The sequence below is a fragment of the Algibacter sp. genome (assembly GCF_029245835.1).
Lineage (GTDB): Bacteria > Bacteroidota > Bacteroidia > Flavobacteriales > Flavobacteriaceae > Algibacter_B.
In genome coordinates, this window is the sequence record NZ_JAQWOO010000070.1 from 21,190 (window position 1) to 38,284 (window position 17,095).

Annotated in this window: 17 protein-coding genes; 7 read left to right on the forward strand and 10 right to left on the reverse strand. The window is 33.1% G+C overall.

Annotated features, from left to right (window positions below; all coding sequences use genetic code 11):
- Nucleotides 1-135: 135 nt before the first annotated feature.
- Both P8K68_RS11265 and P8K68_RS11270 read left to right on the forward strand, forming a co-directional pair.
- Nucleotides 136-849: a hypothetical protein gene (locus tag P8K68_RS11265; RefSeq protein ID WP_300250929.1), complete on the forward strand. Its 714-nt coding sequence runs from the start codon at nucleotides 136-138 to the stop codon at nucleotides 847-849.
- 225 nt (nucleotides 850-1,074) lie between these two features.
- The gene (locus P8K68_RS11270) at nucleotides 1,075-1,737 is read left to right on the forward strand and encodes a hypothetical protein (RefSeq protein ID WP_300250931.1); all 663 of its coding nucleotides are present in this window, start codon (nucleotides 1,075-1,077) and stop codon (nucleotides 1,735-1,737) included.
- Between the two features lie 313 nt (nucleotides 1,738-2,050).
- Here the strand turns inward: P8K68_RS11270 and P8K68_RS11275 are convergent, their stop codons facing one another.
- Entirely contained in the window at nucleotides 2,051-2,431 is a 381-nt protein-coding gene (locus P8K68_RS11275; RefSeq protein WP_300250933.1) for a hypothetical protein, read from the reverse strand.
- Nucleotides 2,432-2,448: 17 nt separating this feature from the next.
- Nucleotides 2,449-4,569, reverse strand: a complete 2,121-nt coding sequence (locus tag P8K68_RS11280) for an elongation factor G (protein ID WP_300250935.1) — start codon at nucleotides 4,567-4,569, stop codon at nucleotides 2,449-2,451.
- Between the two features lie 173 nt (nucleotides 4,570-4,742).
- On the opposite strand from P8K68_RS11280, the gene P8K68_RS11285 reads away from it, so the two are divergent.
- From P8K68_RS11285 to P8K68_RS11295, 3 genes are all read left to right on the forward strand, one after another.
- Nucleotides 4,743-5,360: a VTT domain-containing protein gene (locus tag P8K68_RS11285; RefSeq protein ID WP_300250937.1), complete on the forward strand. Its 618-nt coding sequence runs from the start codon at nucleotides 4,743-4,745 to the stop codon at nucleotides 5,358-5,360.
- Between the two features lie 103 nt (nucleotides 5,361-5,463).
- On the forward strand, nucleotides 5,464-5,763 hold the full coding sequence (locus P8K68_RS11290; protein WP_300250939.1) for a DUF3817 domain-containing protein: 300 nt from the start codon (nucleotides 5,464-5,466) through the stop codon (nucleotides 5,761-5,763).
- Nucleotides 5,756-7,000: a mechanosensitive ion channel domain-containing protein gene (locus P8K68_RS11295; protein ID WP_300250941.1), complete on the forward strand. Its 1,245-nt coding sequence runs from the start codon at nucleotides 5,756-5,758 to the stop codon at nucleotides 6,998-7,000. Before P8K68_RS11290 ends, P8K68_RS11295 begins: the two co-directional genes overlap by 8 nt.
- Nucleotides 7,001-7,007: 7 nt before the next feature.
- On the opposite strand, the gene P8K68_RS11300 is transcribed toward P8K68_RS11295, so the two are convergent.
- The 5 genes from P8K68_RS11300 to leuC all read right to left on the reverse strand — a co-directional run bounded on the left by P8K68_RS11300 (nucleotide 7,008) and on the right by leuC (nucleotide 13,645).
- The gene (locus tag P8K68_RS11300) at nucleotides 7,008-8,582 is read right to left on the reverse strand and encodes an alkaline phosphatase PhoX (RefSeq protein WP_300250943.1); all 1,575 of its coding nucleotides are present in this window, start codon (nucleotides 8,580-8,582) and stop codon (nucleotides 7,008-7,010) included.
- Between the two features lie 137 nt (nucleotides 8,583-8,719).
- Nucleotides 8,720-9,775 carry a 3-isopropylmalate dehydrogenase gene (gene leuB / locus P8K68_RS11305; RefSeq protein WP_300250944.1) on the reverse strand — a complete coding sequence of 352 codons (1,056 nt, stop codon included), beginning with the start codon at nucleotides 9,773-9,775 and terminating at the stop codon, nucleotides 8,720-8,722.
- A gap of 243 nt (nucleotides 9,776-10,018) precedes the next feature.
- Nucleotides 10,019-11,539 carry an alpha-isopropylmalate synthase regulatory domain-containing protein gene (locus P8K68_RS11310; RefSeq protein ID WP_300250946.1) on the reverse strand — a complete coding sequence of 507 codons (1,521 nt, stop codon included), beginning with the start codon at nucleotides 11,537-11,539 and terminating at the stop codon, nucleotides 10,019-10,021.
- A 3-nt stretch (nucleotides 11,540-11,542) separates the two neighbouring features.
- On the reverse strand, nucleotides 11,543-12,139 hold the full coding sequence (gene leuD / locus P8K68_RS11315; RefSeq protein ID WP_300250948.1) for a 3-isopropylmalate dehydratase small subunit: 597 nt from the start codon (nucleotides 12,137-12,139) through the stop codon (nucleotides 11,543-11,545).
- A gap of 111 nt (nucleotides 12,140-12,250) precedes the next feature.
- Complete coding sequence (gene leuC / locus P8K68_RS11320; RefSeq protein ID WP_300250950.1) at nucleotides 12,251-13,645, reverse strand: 3-isopropylmalate dehydratase large subunit; 1,395 nt, start codon at nucleotides 13,643-13,645, stop codon at nucleotides 12,251-12,253.
- A 314-nt stretch (nucleotides 13,646-13,959) separates the two neighbouring features.
- Between leuC and P8K68_RS11325 the strand changes: the two genes are divergently transcribed.
- Nucleotides 13,960-14,376 carry a glyoxalase gene (locus tag P8K68_RS11325; RefSeq protein ID WP_300250952.1) on the forward strand — a complete coding sequence of 139 codons (417 nt, stop codon included), beginning with the start codon at nucleotides 13,960-13,962 and terminating at the stop codon, nucleotides 14,374-14,376.
- Here the strand turns inward: P8K68_RS11325 and P8K68_RS11330 are convergent.
- Entirely contained in the window at nucleotides 14,373-15,056 is a 684-nt protein-coding gene (locus P8K68_RS11330; protein ID WP_300250954.1) for a DUF2461 domain-containing protein, read from the reverse strand. The two genes, P8K68_RS11325 and P8K68_RS11330, sit on opposite strands and share 4 nt — an antisense overlap.
- Nucleotides 15,057-15,095: 39 nt before the next feature.
- Nucleotides 15,096-15,872 (reverse strand): tRNA pseudouridine(38-40) synthase TruA, encoded by a 777-nt coding sequence (locus P8K68_RS11335; protein WP_300250956.1) that lies wholly within the window; start codon nucleotides 15,870-15,872, stop codon nucleotides 15,096-15,098.
- Nucleotides 15,873-15,969: 97 nt separating this feature from the next.
- On the opposite strand from P8K68_RS11335, the gene P8K68_RS11340 reads away from it, so the two are divergent.
- Entirely contained in the window at nucleotides 15,970-16,389 is a 420-nt protein-coding gene (locus tag P8K68_RS11340; RefSeq protein WP_300250957.1) for a hypothetical protein, read from the forward strand.
- A gap of 110 nt (nucleotides 16,390-16,499) precedes the next feature.
- Here P8K68_RS11340 and hisIE read toward each other — a convergent pair whose 3' ends face one another.
- A complete protein-coding gene (hisIE, locus tag P8K68_RS11345) occupies nucleotides 16,500-17,093 on the reverse strand; it encodes a bifunctional phosphoribosyl-AMP cyclohydrolase/phosphoribosyl-ATP diphosphatase HisIE (protein ID WP_300250959.1) in 594 nt (197 codons plus the stop codon).
- Nucleotides 17,094-17,095: the final 2 nt, after the last annotated feature.

A 17,095-nucleotide genomic window follows, 5' to 3' on the forward strand; every position in this document is an offset into this window, starting at 1 on the left:
GCTTATGAAATGAGCAGTTACTCAATAAAAATTTCGCTAAATAAGTTTATTACTCACTGGGTATTAAAAATTCTTATTGGCTTTATTATATTGGGTTGTTCATCGACAAAAAAAATAAAGCATAAAACAAATCCTTTGGTTTCATATCAAAATGTAACACCGCTATCGAATACTAATGGTTCATTAACACAAATCCTTACTGGTACAAAAGAAAACAAAATGATATCAGAGGCTATTTTAACAGAGGAATTTATAAATTCTAATATTTTAGATAAAAAAAGTCCGGTGGCTGGTAAGATAGTAGAAAATTATCTAAACAGTGAAAACAAAGAGCCTAATGGTCATTGTCTTTCTGTAAGCAAAGGGCGTTTTGAACAAGCATATATGGAGGTTTATGGTCATTCATTTTATCAAGATCTACCGGACAGTATGGCCTCAAAATTCTACACCCCTAAACAAGTTTTTAATATCCTTTACGCCTCCGCTTCAGAAATATCAGAGGGTTGGTGGAGCCTTCCAGAAAAATATAGGGGCAAGGGCAATGCAGGTGCTATTGCTTATGCTGGTATGGGTACTTTGGTTGATTCATCAGGAATTTGGAATGGCCAATTAAGACCAGGAGCACTCATGCAAGTTTGGTGTCATAAAGAAGATTATGTAAAGGTAGTGCAAGGTGTAAATGTTAAAAAACTTGATCCATATGGACATTCGTTCATTTTCATAAGCTATGTGTTTAATAAAAAAAATGAAATTACAGGACTTAACATTGCCGATCAAGGTTTTCAAAGCTACAGACCTGTAGTACCTCGTGACTATGACGTTTGGTGGGCGGTAAATCTTAGTATCTAAAGGAGAAAATATATTAGTAAAATAAAAATTTAACATTTTTAATGTAATTACTTTTTATCTAATACGTTAGAAACATGTATTTTAAGCCAAAAATCTATAAAAACCATGATGTTATTTTATGCTCTACTATTTGTTTTAGGTTTTATAAACGAAATACCGTCTAAGATAGACAAGGTGGAAAAACATGTCCTTGTTACTGGAAATCCCTTGCCTATAATGGAAAACATGAATTTTAAGGAAGGAATACCTTTAAAGTTTAAAACAGATTTAGATAGTATTGCTATTTCTTATGCTGGTACCAAAGTAGATTCGGGTAAACTTCGTTTGCGTTTAAAAGAAGGCCTACGACTGGGAACTATTAATTTTGGTAACATTAAAACAGCTTTCACGAATCAATTAGTTGATAAGATTATACCTCATTGGTACGGTACGCCATGGAGTTTTGGTGGACATACAGCTATACCTAACCAAGGTGAAATTGCATGTGGTTATTTTATATCAACCACCTTGCGTGATATGGGTATAAACCTTAATCGGTATAAATTGGCTCAAAAATCACCTATTGATGAGGCTAAAATGATTAGTTGTGGCTCGGTAATAAATAAGATTGTTCAGGATACACCTCAAAAGGCCTTTGAAGATATTGATCGCTTAACGAAAGAAGGGCTTTATTTTATTGGTTTTGACCAGGGACATGTGGGCTATCTTTTAAAACGTGAGGGCAAACTATTTCTCATCCATTCCAACTATTTTTCTCCTGCCTTCGTTTGTATCGAAACCCTCAAAGAGTCTCGAGTTTTTAAGCATTTTACAAAATTTCACCTTGTAGATATTTCTCATAACGATATCCTTTTGCAGCGTTGGTTAGAAAATAGTACTATATTGTAATATCTTACAATACGTGAATCTCCTAAAAAGTTGATTTTAACTTATAGTTATATATTTTTCTCTTTATGATTACAATAAAACTCACTTTTTTAATGTTACAAAGACATTTTATATAATGTCTGATTATAATTCTTTTTCTGAATTATAATTTATATTATGTAAAATAGGATTTAAAATAAACTACACTACTTTCTATTGTATTATAAAAATTGATACTCAATCAATTTATTATAATAGTATGTCAAATAGAATTTTCTAATATGAAAAACCACACTCTACTTCTAAAATGTGGTTTAGATAAATTTAACTAATATTATAGCCATTCCAGAAAATACTGCATCATTTCTTCTTTTAATTCATAATGCATTTTAATATACGTTCGCATATCATCTTTTAATGTATGTTGCTCAGTACGTAAACGACCATCAATATTTTCATTATAATCTGCGGTATGTATATTATTCAATTTATTTTTACAGCGATGCATCAATTTTGAAATAGCTGCTTTTTCAATCATAATTCTATTTTGAAAATTTTCTAATGGTATGGTTGCCCGCTTTCCAAATTCTCTACCTGCTATTTCTTCTAGCTTTTCTTCAAACGTATCCATTTCATTAAAATGAAAACGTAATTCTCTTCTCCAAGTTTCTAAATTGAACTTTAAATCACTTAAATATGATATTTTAGTTTGCATATGATTTGATTTATATATTAAACTTCTATTATTTCTAATTGCTTTACTAAGTCCATTTGAACATTTGTTGGTACTGGTTGATACGACGCAAACGCGGTAATAAATGTTGCTCGACCTTGTGTTAACGAACGTAAATCTGTTGAATACCCATATAATTCTGCTGCTGGTGTTAGAGATTTTAAAATTTGATAGTTATTATGACTTTCAATCCCTTGTATGATAGAACGTCTGGATTGTAAATCGGTCATCACACTCCCAATCATGTCTTCGGGTACTTTTACTATTAATTCATTAGTGGGTTCAAGTAATTTTGGGTTTGCTTTTAAGAAGGCTTCTTTAAAGGCATGTGCGCCTGCTATTTTAAAAGAAATATCGTTTGAATCTACAGAGTGCATTTTACCATCATAAACCATCACACGGATGTCCCTTATAAAAGATCCTGTTAAAGGGCCATCTTCCATAACTTCTAAAATGCCTTTCTTTACTGATGGTAAATAACGCTGATCGATAACGCCACCAACAATACAATTATAAAAAACAAGCTTCCCGCCCCATGGTAAATCTACTTCTTCTTTACCTCTTAAACTAAAACCTTCTGGTTCAGGCATACCTTCAAACCAAGGTTCTATTTTCATGTGTACTTCTCCAAATTGCCCAGACCCACCAGATTGCTTTTTGTGCTTATAACTTGCTTGAGACGTGCGCTGAATAGTTTCTCTATACGTTATTTTTGGCTTTTCAAATTTAGCTTCAATACCGTAAACATGTTTTAAAGTCCAGTCTATTGTGGCTAAATGTAATTCGCCTTGACACCCTAATAATTGTTGTTTGGATTCTTTTGAGTATTCTAAAACAGCTGATAAATCTTGACTATGGATTTTTTTAAGTGCATCAATCAATTTTTCTTCATCCTTTTTTTCTGTAGCTAATACACTTTTTTTAATTCTTGGTTTCGGAAAATTGATGGGTTTTATGGTGGTTTTACTTTTTGTATCTCTTAACGTATCGTTTGTATCTGTAAATTTTAATTTTAGAGTGGCTCCAATATCGCCTACGGTTAATTTTGTAACCGGTTGCCGCTCTTTACCATCCATGATAAACAGCTGATTAATAATTTCGGTTTCGTCATTTCTTGGGTTTATCAATTTATCATTAACTTTAACTTCTCCCGATTTGACTTTAAAAAAAGTAATCTGACCTAGATTAGGCTGATGAATGGTTTTAAAAATAAACAAAGACGTTGGCGCATCAACCGATCTTTTTAAGGTTTCGCCTTCAACACTTTGTTCTTCATTTAATTCGGATGCCGCTGGTGCTACATTATCAATAAAGCCCATTAATCGGCCTGTTCCCATATCATGCAATGCAGATACGCAGAATACAGGAAATAATTCATGATTTAACATACCGGCTTTTATGCCTTGCCGCATTTCATCTTCATTAAGCGTACCTTTTTCAAAAAATAATTCTAATAATTCATCATCATTTTCGGCTGCTTTTTCAACCAGCTCATTATGAAGTTTATTGGCGAGTTCTAAATATTCATCTGGAATACTTAATTTTTCCGGCTTACCCCCTTCAGGTTTGAACTTGTAGAGTTTCATTTTTAAAACATCAATAATTCCTTGAGCACCATCAATTTTTATAGGGAATTGTATTTTTACAGCATGGTTACCTACCAACTCATTAATACGCTTATAACTCTCTTCAAACTTTAAATTGGGATGATCGATTTGGTTTATTACAAATAAAGTCGCCTTTCTATAGGTGTCAATATAATTCCAAATAATTTCAGTCCCTACTTCTACCCCTTGTCTACCATTAATTACAGTTACAATAGTATCTGCAACACTTATAGACGAAATAATTTCACCAATAAAATCATCTAAACCAGGCGTATCTATAATATTTATTTTATAATTACGCCACTCGGTGTGTAACGGAGTGGCGAATATAGATGCGTCTCTTGTATGTTCAATCTCATGGTAATCTGAAACTGTATTATGATTTTCTACAGTGCCTCTTCTATTTATAAGACCAGCTTCAAACAACATGGTTTCAGACAAGGTTGTTTTACCACTATGATGAGCTCCTACAAGCACAATATTTTTTATGTGTTTTTCATCAAATACTTTCATGTTTCATGGATTAAAAATTCATCTTATAAAACTAACTGATATATATATTGAAAAAAATGACTTTTGTCATTATAACCGAAGTAAGCACAAACTTTACCTGTTAAATATGTTAATTACTTTTTTCGATAGAATTTCTAACTTATATTTGTAATCCCCTTTATCTGTCAAGAATTATGAAAGAAAAAAACACTGAAAAACCTGCAAAGTCGCGTTTGCAGCTTTTGCATCAATATTACAGTTACACGGGCTTCTATACATTTGTATGGCAAGCTATTATAAAAGCATTACCATATATTATAGCTATAGTTATTGCAGTCTATACACTCAATCATTTTTTTAATATAAATGCGGCATTAGTTCAAATAACTGAAATTCTACCATCTTACGGTGTTTTAAGTTTCTTTTTTGTATCAGAAACGCTCTTAGGGTTAGTTCCTCCAGAAATTTTTATTGCTTGGGCAGGTAAAATGTTTAGTCCTTGGTTTTTTTTAACCTTATTGGCTATTCTATCCTATGGTGGCGGTTTGGTGTCTTATTGGATGGGAAGAACCATAACAAAAACACCTTCCGTTCATAATTATTTAGAAGTAAAAATGGAAAAGCAACTCAAAAACTCTAAAAAATGGGGTGGCTTTCTTATTATGGTTGGAGCTGTTTTGCCTCTACCCTTTTCAATAGCCTGTATTGCTGCTGGAATCATAGAATTTCCTTTTAAAAATGTAATGCTTTATGGGTCATTAAGGTTTGCAAGATTTGCTATTTACGGACTCATCATTTTTAATGTCTTATAAAAATCTTTTTTGTATTTCATTCTCCTGAATCCCTAGAAACTATTCTACATAAACTAAGTGTATGTGGTTTTTCTAGTTTATTTTTGAAGAAAAATAAATCAGTATGTTTTCTTCATTAAATATATTTAGAATTGTTGCCCTCTTAGAAGGTGTTTCATATTTATTACTTTTATTTATAGCAACACCTATTAAGTACTTAGTAAACGACCCACAATATGTTAAGCTTTTAGGCATGCCTCATGGTCTCTTATTTGTTGCTTATGTGGCATTAGCAGTACTCTTTAAAAAGCAATTTTCCTGGAATAATAAAACATTTTTAATAGTCCTTTTAGCAGCTATAATTCCTTTTGGAACCTTTTATATAGACAGAAAATATCTTAAACCGTTAAGTGAAAATGGATAAATTAAAACATTTGGCATACGACTATTTTATCAGTGTTGGTCTTTCTGAACAAGCTGCAGAATATCTTAACATGGGTATCCTGCTATTGGGTTTACTATTAATAATCGTTATTATCGACTTAATTATTAGAAAACTTATAATTAGTACCTTTTCGCAATTTGCTTCACGCTCTAAAACAAATTTTGACGACCTCTTAGTGTCTAATAAAGTGCCTAGAAACATAGCACATATTATCCCGCTGTTAATTGCTTTAGAATTTGTTCCTCAAGTATTTACAGATTTTTATGATTTTGAAACAATTATAGAAAAAGGGTTGAAAGTATTCGCTATAATCTTAACACTATGGATTGCTAGAAGCCTTTTAAATACATTAAAAGATTATCTAAAAACACTGCCGCGTTTAAAAGATAAACCCATAGATAGCTACATTCAGGTATTTATGATTTTTGCTTGGTTAGCAGGTATTATGTCTGCCATTGCTTTAGTAACAAATATTCCATTTTTACAGTTTGTTACCGGAATGGGTGCCATATCTGCTGTTGTTATTTTAGTTTTTAAAGATACTATTCTAGGGTTTGTAGCTAGTATCCAAGTGTCTATTAACGATATGGTAAGAATTGGCGACTGGATAACCTTTGAAAAATATGGTGCCGATGGTGATGTTATTGAAATAAATCTAGCCACCGTTAAAGTTCAAAATTTCGATAAAACCATTACAACCATTCCAACGTATGCTTTAATTTCAGATTCGTTTAAAAACTGGCGAGGTATGACAAGTTCTGATGGAAGACGCATCAAAAGAGCTTTATTAATTAAACAAACCAGTGTTAAATTTTTGAGTGATCATGAAGTTGAAAAGTTGAAAGATATTCAATTCATTGCGGCTTATTTAGAAACGCGGCAAAACGATATTAAATCCTATAATAGCGCTAATAACGTTAATAAGAAACTTCCAATAAATGGTAGAAATTTAACGAACCTAGGTGTTTTTAGAAAGTATATTGATACCTGCTTAAACAAGCATTCTGGAATCAATAAAGATATGATGATAATGGTGCGTCAATTAGCACCAACAACACAAGGTATTCCTTTAGAAATATATGCCTTTAGTAGTGATAAACGATGGGCTAATTACGAATACATCATGTCTGATATTTTCGATCATTTAATTGCAGCAATTCCGTATTTTGAATTGGAACTATTCGAACTACCGAGCCATTCAAGTTTTAAAGCTTAAAGGTATATTATTCTATAATAAGCTTAGATTTAATGCTTTCGTTAATTTTTAAAACATAAATTCCAGAATTTAAATTCTTAAGATTTAGTTCAACTTCATTTGGTCCATTATAGGTATTATCTAATAACATTTTACCTAATACCGAGTAAAGTTTAATAGTAATAATTTGACTCCCTTTAATCGTTAATTGTCTTGAAGACTTTAGTGGATTAGGAAATATACTAAACGACTGATTTCTATTTTTATCTTTGACAGCTAATGCGCTACCTATATTTTCTTTTAAAGCAACTACTAAAGTTGTTCCAGTGTTAAAATTCACACTATTTCCAGCAGCATCCATTTGGTTTCCATTATTTGTATTATTAGGATGTTGAATAGACATAAATAGAAACTTATAATCTGGTGTAAATGTTATCCCAGTAGGCTCAGAACCCATAGGTGTACTTCCAAATAGTTCAACATCAGGACTAGCTTGAGTGTGTCCATTTTTAACTACCCACATATAACCATTTCCTCCATCTTGTAATACCCATAAATTCCCTTCACCATCAAAAGCCAAATTATCATTTCCATTTCCCCATGGTGTAGAAGTTATCGAAGTTCCATCATCAATATCATAACTCATACCACCAACATAAGTTTCCATTATTACAGTAGAAGCAGAGGTTTCAAGTATATCAGAATCTGAGAATCTATAAACACGTCCTTCTCCTTTAACAGCAAAGTATATCATGCCGTCTGGACCAATTTCAACATCTTCAATACCATTAAATATAGTTGCATCTAATCCTGATGCACCAGATTGGGTTAAAGTACTATTTCGCTCTGCTTGGTTTGAGTTTGCTAAAAGCATCCAACTTCCTACCCCATTTTTAAGCCCTTTAAAAACATAAAGTTTTCCGCTACTTAAATCCTGAGCCGTATCGGCTACAAATTTATAAAGATAACCAGGGTTAGAATCTGCACCTTGATATACGGTTCGCTCATTAATATGAATTGCTACATTTTCATGAGCAAAGTTACCCATAGCATAATGCTTACCAACTACCGTTTTGGTAGCTGGGTTAATTTCTACATTCCAACCAAGGTCATTATAGCCATCAAATGGAGGGAATGTATCAGGAATACTAGCTTCTTCACAGCTAATAACTGTTCCCCAAGTAGTTACAGTACCTGAGCAATTGGCAGCAGTACCTCCTACACTTGAGAAATCTATAGTTTGTGACGCTGTTTTTTCCCATAGCTTTGAAGTTGTATTAAAGTAAATATCTAATATGGTTACACCTCCTCCCCCTCCAAAAGGTGGTGGAGCATCTTCAGAATTAACACTAAGATAACCATTTATACTACTACCAGCAATGGGTACATATCCAGTAAAATCAGGTTTTGTTAGCATATTCCCCCCTGCTGTTAAAACATCTCCTACTTTTATTATGCTTTGAAAATCATGACTTGAAGGTAATACAAATCCAGAAGTTTGGGTTGTTGGTGTAATAGATATGAAATCACCAATATCTTGTCCATTAACACTTTGAAGAACGAGTATAAATAATATCAAAGTAAATTGTAAAATTATTTTCATGTGCATTAAGTTAAAGTTTAAAAGTAATTTACAAAAAAATATGGCTTTAATATAAATCTCTTTAAATAATTTTAGAAAACAAGAAACCCTGTAAAGTTATCATTTCACAAGGTTTCAAATTATAATTTAATCTAAGTTTAGATATTACTAGCCAGCCAATCTCCTACTTCTTTAGTACCATAAGCTTTTCCGCCATCCGCTAGATCTTCAGTAACAATTCCTTTCTCTAAAGCACTGTTTACAGCTTCTCTAATAATTTTACCTTCTTCTTGTAACCCAAAGTTTTCAAACATCATAGCTGCCGATAATACGGTTGCCATTGGATTAGCAATATTCAAACCAGTAGCCTGTGGATAAGACCCATGAATAGGTTCAAATAAGCCTATATCAGACCCTAAAGATGCCGATGGCATTAATCCCATAGACCCAGAAATAACCGAAGCTTCATCCGTTAAAATATCACCAAATAAGTTTTCAGTAATCAATACATCATAGCTATTAGGCCATTGAACCAAACGCATCGCCACAGCATCAACAAACTCATAACTCACTTCAACCTCAGGATAATCTTTTTCCATCGCTTGAACCGTTTCTCTCCATAATCTTGAGGTTTCCAAAACGTTCGCTTTATCCACACAACATAATCGTTTAGAACGTGTCATGGCCAATTCAAAACCTTTTTTCGCTAAACGTTGCACTTCAGCACGTGTATAAACACAGTTATCAAAAGCGGTTTCTCCACCATCTCTTCTACCCTTTTCACCAAAGTAAATACCACCAGTAAGCTCACGTAAAAAAACCAAATCAGTCCCTTCAATACGCTCTCTTTTTAAAGGCGATTTATCTAATAACGATGGGAATGTAAATGTTGGACGCACATTAGCAAACAAGCCTAAAGCTTTACGCATTTTCAACAAACCTTGCTCCGGACGTACCTTTGCTGACGGATCATTATCAAAACGAGGATGCCCAATAGCACCAAATAACACAGCGTCCGAATTTTTACAAATCTCATGAGTTTCATCTGGGTAAGGCTCACCAACAGCATCAATCGCCGCAGCACCAGTTAAAGCTGGTTTCCATGTAATCTCATGTCCAAATTTCTCAGCAATAGCATCACTCACTTTCACTGCTTGATCTATAACCTCTGGTCCAATACCGTCTCCGGCTAAAAGCGCAATATTTAATTTCATTATATATTAATTTTAATTCTTTTATTCTTTTGGCGTTTCTTTTTACTCATACCTACAAGGTTTCCAAAACCTTGCAGGATCGCAAAAAGTCGGGCTTTCACTACTCGCTCTCTGCGAGGAGCTCAAACAAACCGTTCAATCCCTAACGCGGGTAAGTCTGCAGAAAACTGTCTTCAATCAAAAGTCAAACTTATCCGCATACAAGCTAAATTCCGTCTCCCGTAAACCGTCATCTGTCAATTTTCAACTCACCACAATATTCAACATCTTTTCCGTAGCCTTAATAGCCGAAACTGTTTGGTCGCTATCCAAACCTCTAGTCTTAAACTCCTTTTCAGCATTTTTCCAAGTAATAATTGTTTCACATAGCGCATCCGAGTTACTTCCAGGAGGAATTCTCACCGCATAATCTATCAACTTGGGTAATACTACGTTTTTCTTTTTAAATATACTTTTAAGGGCATTCATAAACGCATCAAACTGCCCATCACCTTGAGCGTGTTCTTCAAAAGTGTCATCTTCAATAGTAATAGACACCGTAGTAGAAGGTTTTAAACCTTTAGAGTGCGTTAAAACATAAGAATTTACAGTTACTTTCTCTTCATACGTTCTATCTAAAACATCAGAGATAATATAAGGTAAATCCTCTTTAGTAACCACCTGTTTTTTATCGCCTAATTCTATAATACGTTGGGTTACTTTCTTTAAATCTTCATCATCCAGTTGCAATCCTAATTGTTGCAAGTTCTTTTGAATATTGGCTTTTCCAGACGATTTTCCTAAAGCATATTGGCGTGTTCTACCAAAACGCTCAGGCATTAAATCACTGAAATATAAATTGTTTTTATTATCACCATCAGCATGTATTCCAGCAGTCTGCGTAAATACATTGGCACCAACAATAGGTTTGTTAGCAGGAATCATAACCCCTGAGAAATTTTCAACCAACTTACTTACTGTATAGAGCATCTTTTCATTTACACCAATTTTAACATCAGGCATAAAATCGTTAATCACAGCAATGGTACTCGACATTGGTGCATTTCCAGCTCGCTCTCCCATACCATTTACAGTTAAGTGCAAACCATCTGCACCAGCCCTTAAGCCTTCCATAGCGTTTGATACGCCTAAGTCGTAATCGTTATGGGTATGGAAATCAAAATGTAAATCTGGATAGGTGTCTTTTATTTCTTTTATAAAATCGTAAGATTCTTTAGGTGTTAAAACACCCAAAGTATCAGGAAGCATAATTCTTTCAATATTTTGAGTTTTCAAAAAATCTAAAAACTCGAATACATAGGCTTTAGAATTTCGCATCCCATTGCTCCAATCCTCTAAATATACATTTGTAGCAATACCTTTTTCAGAAGCTAATGAAATCACTTCTTCTATGTCGCCAAAGTGCTGATTTGGAGTTTTTTTAAGCTGATGAGTTAAATGATTTAATGAGCCTTTAGTGAGTAGGTTCTGAACCTTGGCACCAGCATCAATCATCCAATCAATAGAAACCCCTTTATCAACAAAAGTTAAAACTTCAACCGCATTTAAATACCCATTTTCAGAGGCCCAATCCGTAACATCTTTTACCGCTTGAAGCTCACCTTCCGAAACTCTAGCCGATGCAATTTCAATACGGTCAACTTTTAATTCTTCAAGTAAAAGTTTGGCAATAGTAAGTTTTTCTGAAGCAGAAAACGACACTGTCGAGGTTTGTTCACCATCGCGCAATGTCGTATCCATTATTTCTATGTGCTTTACACCCATTGTTTAAAAAGGACGGGATTCTGTAAATGTCTCTATCTCATTCTTCATGCTTTGTAAATAGTCTATATCATCAAAACCATTTAACATGTTCCCCTTCTTATAACCATTAATATCAAAAGATTCTTGAGTTCCTGATGATAACAAGGTAATCGTTTGTTTTTCTAAATCAATCTCTAATTCAGTATTAGCATCTGCATAAATAGCTTCAAAAATCTCAGTAGCAAATTCTGGACTAATTTGTACTGGCAATACACCAATATTCAAACAGTTATTCTTAAAAATATCTGCAAAGAAACTAGACACTACACAACGAAATCCATAATCGTATACTGCCCATGCAGCATGCTCTCTAGAAGAACCAGAACCAAAATTCTTTCCTCCTAATAAAATTTTCCCTTTGTAAATAGGATTGTTTAAAACAAAATCTTGCTTAGGCGTGTTATCTCCATTATATCTCCAATCACGAAATAAGTTATCTCCAAAACCTTCTCGCTTTGTAGCTTTCAAAAAGCGTGCTGGTATAATCTGATCGGTATCCACATTCTCAATTGGCAATGGAACTGCTGTACTTGTAAGTGTTGTAAATTTATCGTAAGCCATTTTTATTTGCTTTTTGCCATTAGCTATTAGCCGTTGGCGAATATTAATGTAAATTTTATAATTAGTTGCTAAATTTAGCTAAAGGCCAACAGCCAAAAGCTAACAGCTATTTTAAAGTAATTCTCTTGGATCAGTTACAACTCCTGTTACTGCAGCAGCTGCCGCAACTAACGGACTTGCTAACAAGGTTCTTGATCCGGGTCCTTGACGCCCTTCAAAGTTTCTGTTTGATGTACTTACTGCATATTTACCTGCAGGTACTTTATCATCATTCATTGCTAAACAAGCAGAACAACCTGGTTCTCTTAAAACAAAACCAGCTTCTTCAAAAATATCGAGTAATCCTTCTTCTTTAATTTTAGCTTCAACAACATGTGATCCTGGAACCAACCAAGCGGTAACGTTGTCAGCCTTTTGTCTCCCTTTTACAATAGATGCAAATGCTCTAAAATCTTCAATACGTCCATTAGTACAACTACCAATAAATACGTAATCGATTTTCTTACCAATCATCTGATCGTTTTCAGCGTAGCCCATGTAAGCTAAAGACTTATCATAAGTTGCTTTCCCGCCTTCAACAGACTCAGCAGTAGGAATATTGTTAGAAATACCCATTCCCATACCTGGATTTGTACCATAAGTAATCATTGGTTCAATATCACTAGCATCAAAAGTTAATTCTTTATCAAAAACTACATCATCATCAGTTTTTAAGGTTTTCCAGTATGCCATAGCCTTATCCCAATCTGCACCTTTAGGTGTTTTTGGACGCCCTTTAATATAATCAAATGTTTTTTCATCTGGAGCAACCATCCCACCACGTGCACCCATCTCAATAGATAAGTTACACACCGTCATACGACCTTCCATAGTCATGTTTTCAAAAACATCTCCAGCATATTCAACAAAATATCCTGTAGCACCAGAAGTGGTTAATTTAGAAATTATATATAAACCTACATCTTTAGGTGTAACGCCTTTATGTAATGCACCATTAACACTAATACGCATTTTTTTAGGCTTAGGTTGCATGATACATTGTGTAGTTAACACCATTTCAACTTCCGATGTACCAATACCAAACGCAATAGCTCCAAAAGCTCCGTGCGTTGATGTATGTGAATCTCCACAAACAATAGTTGCTCCTGGAAGTGTAATACCATTTTCTGGTCCTACAACATGCACAATACCATTATTTTCGTGACCTAATCCCCAGTGACTAATACCGTACTTATTTGCATTAGTTTCTAATGTTTTTAATTGATTAGCAGATAATGGATCTTTAACAGGTAAATGCTGGTTAATAGTTGGCGTGTTATGATCTGCCACAGCAAATGTGCGCTGAGGATATAATACACTTAAACCTCTACTTTCTAATCCTACAAAAGCCACAGGACTTGTAACTTCGTGAATTAAATGACGGTCTATATACAACACATCTGGTCCATCTGCAATGCTTCTTACAACATGTGAATCCCATACTTTGTCAAACAATGATTTGCTCATAAATAATTTAAATTTTAAAAAGGTATACAAAGTTAAATTTAATTACAGATAATCGAAACTTTAGACCACATTGATATCTTATTTTTATAAAATATATAATGGACGCATTAATAATTGCATTATATGCAATAAAAACAAAAAATTGATTACAATTTTTAAAGAGAAATGCAGACATTATCTTCTCTGGTCGTCATATTTAAAAAAATTAAAACAGATAATTAAAAATTGAATGTTAATAACCTCGTTAACAATTATAAAGCTTACGAGCACAATCAAGGACTAATAATCGATATTTTTATTGAAAATCTACTCAAATGAACTCAAGACAATTTAGCGCTAAACAGATTCGACCAGAAATTTTAAGCGCAACTATTAATGATAATATGAGTGCTGATGAGCGTTTTCAAAATTTAGTATTACGCCCAGTTATTAAATTTCAAAATAATTTGCTTGTTGAAGTTTTTAGAAACTACATCGCAAAACACAAATCTGTTTTTTATGATTTATCTTTAGAAAAGCGCACGATTTATATTGAAAATGCGATTCAAAAAGACATGAAGCTTCGTAACTCAATGAAAGGCATGATTATAGGACTTTTTACTGTTGAAGAATATCTTATTTACATTCAAAACTCTTCGGCCTTAAATAAGCGTATGATGAATATTGTTAAGGAACGACTTTTAAGTCACATCCAATTATTTGAGAAACCTGAGTTACTAACTGCGGTTTAATCAATCATAGAAACACCATTTAAATCTGTTGTAAGCACATCGCTCATATAATCAAAAAATGGGCGAATGGCTTTAAATGCTTCATCAACTTCATTTAAAAAATTAGCATCTAATATTTCTTTGTCTGTATACTTTTTAGTGAAAATATATTGTTTTTTCTTAATTAAATCTATGGCTTTATGATCTTTAGTAAAGCCTCTTGGAGCAGATTTAACTTCATCTCCAACAAAGGAATCTCCCCAAATACTATTGAATTTTTTATTAGATAAAATGTCTCGGATTTCAGAATCGTCCATTTCAAATTCTTTACGAATACGTAACAAATCTACTTTAGCTGGTTCCCAAAAACCTGTCGCAATAAACGATTCATTATTTGGTTGGATGTGCAAATAATAACCACCTCTTAACCTAGGTTTTGTTCTATGAAACGAACCACCAAAATGAGTTTTATAAGGGCTTTTGTTTTTTGAAAAACGGACGTCGCGATAAATTCTGAATATTTTTAGCTTATCGATATCATCATGGGTGTTCAGGTTTTCTAAAATCGAATTATAAACATCCTTTACCTGCTTTTCAATAGCCTTAAATTCTGGTTTATGCTCATTAAACCAATCGCGGTTATTATTCTTTTTTAATTTTTTGAAAAATGAAAACACATTTTTTGAAAAAGCTAAACTCATGATTCTATATTTTTTTATAAAGCTACAAAAGCTTAGGTGTTATTCAAATTCTATTTTGTTAAGAATTAGTCCTGAAGCTGGAGCTATATAATCCATTTTAATATTACTATCTGGTTTTAAGCTTGTTTCTATATCTTGGAGTGATAACTTGCCTTTACCCAAATCTATAAGCGTACCCATCATTAACCGGATTTGATTTCTCATAAAACCCTTACCTCTAACTTTCAAAATAAAAGACTGCTTCGGAAAATAATTTGCGGTATAAATTATATTATTAATTATTTCACAGGTTAAAATGGTTCTAGTATAAATGCCATTATCCGTAGGTTTGTAACAGTAGGATCTTAAATAATGTTCACCTTCAAAAAGTTTAGCACCTTGTTTCATGATATCAATATCTAAATCATCAAGAATGGTCGTCATTATGGGAGCACAAAACGGATGACATTTTTCACCATAAGTAAATAAATATAAATATTCTTTAACTTTTGAGTGATTAATAATATTGAAATTTTCATCAACTTCTTTAATATTTAAAGCCCGAATATCTTGTGGTAAGTTATAATTAAACAATTCTAAAAAAGCATCTTGGTCTTCGATAGGTTCTTTTAAAAATAGCTCAAAAGCTGCACTTTCGGCTGATACCATGGCGTCGGTCCTTCCTGAGCTTAAGCTTTTAAAATACTTGCCTTCTAAAATAAAATTCAACGTTCGGTCTACCATTAAATGCAAGGTTTTTACATCGGGCTGTTTTTGCCAACCATGAAACCGATAGCCTAAATATTGAATGGTAATAACATAGAAATACTTTTTCATTTTGAATATTTAAAGGCTTTGAAATTACTCTATTTTATTATTTGTGACAAAAAAAATATAAATTGTAATACTTAATACTAACCTAAAACTAGAAATTATGACAAACACATTAACAAAAAAACCACCTATTTGGTTTTGGATTTTAAGTATTATTGCGCTTATTTGGAATGCTATGGGCGTAAATGCTTATTTACAACAAGCCTACAATACTGAAAGCTATCAAGCCATGTACAGCGCCGAACAACTGAGAATTGCCACCAATATGCCTGCATGGGTAACCGCAGCGTTTGCTATTGCAGTTTTTGCAGGAGCATTAGCTGCTATTGGATTACTATTAAGAAAATCTTGGTCTGTAAAACTATGGTTACTATCGCTAATTGCTGTAATCTTACAAATGGGTTACACATTAATTAATGGCTATGAATCTAGTATGGTAATGACTATTATGATAATAGTTTTTGCTTTAGTTTTTGTTTGGTTCGCACGTATGTCTGAATCAAAAGGTTGGTTGTCTTAAAAGTTAACCTTATTGTCAGTTTGAGCGCAGTTGAAAACCTTAAATTGCATTTCCACTGCGCTCAATGTGACAAATTAGCTTGTTTTTGAATTTTTAGACAGCTTTTTTTATTATTTATGTCTCCCTTTTAGTTCTTTCTCTATATCTTTTAAAGTGAATCCTTTAGCTTGTAACAACATGAGGTAGTGAAATAACAAATCTGCCGATTCATATAAAAACAACTCATCATTATTATCCATGGCTTCAATTACGGTTTCTACAGCTTCCTCACCTACTTTTTGAGCTACTTTATTAATGCCTTTTGAAAATAAACTAGCTACATAGGATTTATTTGTGTCTTTATTTGCTACACGTTCTGTAATTACATCTTCTAAAGTTGAAAAGAAACCGTAGTTAGGTAAATTTTCTTCTTTCCAGCAGGTATCTGTTCCTTTATGGCAGGTTGGACCTACAGGATTTACCTGAATTAAAAGCGAATCATTATCACAATCATTTTTAATATCAACAAGATTTAAAAAGTTTCCACTTTCTTCGCCTTTTGTCCATAGGCGCTGCTTACTTCTACTGAAAAAAGTAACTTGCTTTGTATCCATTGTTTTTTGATATGCTTCTTCATTCATATAACCTAACATCAACACATTTTTTGTTGTGGCGTCTTGAATGATAGCTGGAACAAGCCCGTTTGAATCGTATTTTATTTTCATAA

Bases quoted from the DNA above. Each gene is read 5' to 3' on its own strand.
- P8K68_RS11270 (WP_300250931.1), top strand. From the start codon at position 1,075: ATGAATTTTAAGGAAGGAATACCTTTAAAGTTTAAAACAGATTTAGAT.
- P8K68_RS11275 (WP_300250933.1), bottom strand. From the start codon at position 2,431: ATGCAAACTAAAATATCATATTTAAGTGATTTAAAGTTCAATTTAGAA.
- P8K68_RS11280 (WP_300250935.1), bottom strand. From the start codon at position 4,569: ATGAAAGTATTTGATGAAAAACACATAAAAAATATTGTGCTTGTAGGA.
- P8K68_RS11285 (WP_300250937.1), top strand. From the start codon at position 4,743: ATGAAAGAAAAAAACACTGAAAAACCTGCAAAGTCGCGTTTGCAGCTT.
- P8K68_RS11290 (WP_300250939.1), top strand. From the start codon at position 5,464: ATGTTTTCTTCATTAAATATATTTAGAATTGTTGCCCTCTTAGAAGGT.
- P8K68_RS11295 (WP_300250941.1), top strand. From the start codon at position 5,756: ATGGATAAATTAAAACATTTGGCATACGACTATTTTATCAGTGTTGGT.
- P8K68_RS11300 (WP_300250943.1), bottom strand. From the start codon at position 8,582: ATGAAAATAATTTTACAATTTACTTTGATATTATTTATACTCGTTCTT.
- leuB (WP_300250944.1), bottom strand. From the start codon at position 9,775: ATGAAATTAAATATTGCGCTTTTAGCCGGAGACGGTATTGGACCAGAG.
- P8K68_RS11310 (WP_300250946.1), bottom strand. From the start codon at position 11,539: ATGGGTGTAAAGCACATAGAAATAATGGATACGACATTGCGCGATGGT.
- leuD (WP_300250948.1), bottom strand. From the start codon at position 12,139: ATGGCTTACGATAAATTTACAACACTTACAAGTACAGCAGTTCCATTG.
- leuC (WP_300250950.1), bottom strand. From the start codon at position 13,645: ATGAGCAAATCATTGTTTGACAAAGTATGGGATTCACATGTTGTAAGA.
- P8K68_RS11325 (WP_300250952.1), top strand. From the start codon at position 13,960: ATGAACTCAAGACAATTTAGCGCTAAACAGATTCGACCAGAAATTTTA.
- P8K68_RS11330 (WP_300250954.1), bottom strand. From the start codon at position 15,056: ATGAGTTTAGCTTTTTCAAAAAATGTGTTTTCATTTTTCAAAAAATTA.
- P8K68_RS11335 (WP_300250956.1), bottom strand. From the start codon at position 15,872: ATGAAAAAGTATTTCTATGTTATTACCATTCAATATTTAGGCTATCGG.
- P8K68_RS11340 (WP_300250957.1), top strand. From the start codon at position 15,970: ATGACAAACACATTAACAAAAAAACCACCTATTTGGTTTTGGATTTTA.
- hisIE (WP_300250959.1), bottom strand. From the start codon at position 17,093: ATGAAAATAAAATACGATTCAAACGGGCTTGTTCCAGCTATCATTCAA.